Below are 1,895 nucleotides of genomic sequence, written 5' to 3'. Positions count from 1 at the left end.
AGTCTCTTGATTGGGTTTTTTCTGCTATTTCAAGTGCTGAAACGATGTGCAAAGTAAGTGTTAATCATTAATAAACCTTGATATATAGGCATCTTAAAAGAGCCCAATTCATATGCGGATTTAGGCTCTTTTTGTATGTTTAATTTGGATTTTGTACCAGATTACTGAACGGGTTATTTGTTCTTAGGTTAGGGCTTATTTTCAACATCCAGTAGCTGTTAAGTTATTTATGGTTTTAAAAGCACTTTAATACAATCTTCTGTTTTGGTGTCAAACACTTCATAACCATGCTTAGCTTGATCTAGAGGAAGTACAGGTGTGATGATATCGCTAGGGTCAACCTTACCCTCGGCTATTAAATTGTAAAGATGTGGCATGTAGTGTATAACCGGTGCTTGTCCTGTTCGAATATTGACACTGCGCTGGAAAATGTCCGCTAGAGTGAACGGAAGAACGCGTTATCTTTGATACGTTGCAGGAGAGCCTGCAGAACATTGTAAAGCATGCGCAGGCGGACAATGTTGAGATTCTGCTAAGCAAACAACGTGAACATGTACTTTTAAAGGTGAAGGATAACGGGATTGGTTTTTCCCTTTTTGAATCTATGATTAAAGCTAAATCCGAGCCGCATTATGGTATTTTGCATATGAATGAACAAGCTGAACAGCTGGAGGCTACCCTTCAGATTGATAGTTCAGCAGGAAAAGGGACAAAAATCACATTGTTGATTCCAGATTCAGAAACAAGGGGGGATTATAATGATTCAAATATTAGTGGTGGATGATCATACTGTCTTGCGGGATGGAATTCGCAGCATATTGGAGCTCGAATCCGATATGCAAGTAGTTGGAGAAGCCGTTTCCGGGGACGAGGTATTGAAGAAAATGGAGGAGTGCAGGCCTGATTGTATTTTGATGGACATCAATCTTCCTGGAAAAAATGGAATTGAGGCTACATCGCTCGTGAAAAAACAGTATCCGAACTGCCAGGTTCTCGTATTGACCATGTATGAACACGACGAATACCTAATAGATGCGCTTCAGGCAGGTGCAGACGGCTATTTATTGAAGGATTCATCATCCGAACAAGTGGTGGCGGCAATTCGGATGGTAATGCAAGGGGATTCTGTTATTCATCCGCGCATGACAAAGAAGCTAATTAGTTATCATCAGCAGCAAACGGAATCGAAACCAAACGAAAATGATCTGACAGGGCGTGAAAAAGAAGTCCTGTCTGAATTGGTCAAAGGTCTTAGTAATAAAGAAATTGCTAAATCTCTAAGTATCAGTGACAAGACGGTTAAAATTCACATCAATAAGATTTTCAAAAAGCTGAATGTGAAAAGCCGTACACAAGCAGTCATTTATGCCGTTCAAAATCAACTAGTTCCTTTTCTTAAAGAACTGTCCTGTGCCTACACAAGGTACGGATAGTTCTTTTGTTTTATGTTGGTATAGAACCAAAGGCTGTAGCAATTATACCTTTTGATTAATTTTCAGAAAATTAAAATAGCGGGATAATAAAGATAGATTTGAAGTTTACTAGTTTCATCTATTTATTATTTTATAAGGAAAAGGAGAGGTTCAAATGAATAAAAATAAATTGAAAGCATTTAAAGTCATGACTACTGCAGCTGTAACATCCTTAATTCTTTCGTCATTCACAGTTTTTGCGGAAACGAATGACACTTCAACGGAGCTTCAAACATTGGGAGAGACAGCGGAGCAAGGAAGTAAGGATCTTTATAGTAATGCTGTTAAAAAAGAAGGTTTAACTAAAGAATATAGCCCTAATCAATTGGTCCGCCTAATCGTTGAAGTTGAACATCCAACTGATGTGGAGCAATCATCAAAAAATAAAAAGTCGATTATGAAGCAAAAGCAAGACAAAGTGAT

General features: G+C 38.2%; 2 protein-coding genes and 2 pseudogenes. 3 read left to right on the top strand and 1 reads right to left on the bottom strand.

From position 1 onward, the window contains the following. Window positions 1–227 precede the first annotated feature (227 nt). A pseudogene (locus AC1DOS_RS19790) lies at window positions 228–446 on the bottom strand (glutathione-dependent formaldehyde dehydrogenase); the annotation flags it as partial. Between AC1DOS_RS19790 and AC1DOS_RS19785 the strand changes: the two are divergent. From AC1DOS_RS19785 to AC1DOS_RS19775, 3 genes and pseudogenes are all read left to right on the top strand, one after another. After that, window positions 446–784, top strand: a pseudogene (locus AC1DOS_RS19785) (sensor histidine kinase); the annotation flags it as partial. The pseudogenes AC1DOS_RS19790 and AC1DOS_RS19785 overlap by 1 nt on opposite strands. After that, a complete protein-coding gene (locus AC1DOS_RS19780) occupies window positions 759–1,433 on the top strand; it encodes a response regulator (protein WP_477538863.1) in 675 nt (224 codons plus the stop codon). The pseudogene AC1DOS_RS19785 and the gene AC1DOS_RS19780, both read left to right, overlap by 26 nt. Before the next feature lie 154 nt (window positions 1,434–1,587). Continuing rightward, a partial coding sequence (locus AC1DOS_RS19775; RefSeq protein WP_477538862.1) for a hypothetical protein occupies window positions 1,588–1,895 on the top strand: 308 nt, incomplete at its 3' end.

It is taken from the genome of Paenisporosarcina sp. P5_A11, assembly GCF_056400705.1.
Note: the sequence above shows the minus strand (reverse complement) of the source record. Positions and strands in the feature narration are given on the sequence as shown.

Coding starts and splice junctions, on each gene's coding strand:
- AC1DOS_RS19780 (WP_477538863.1), top strand. CDS start 759: ATGATTCAAATATTAGTGGTGGATGATCATACTGTCTTGCGGGATGGA.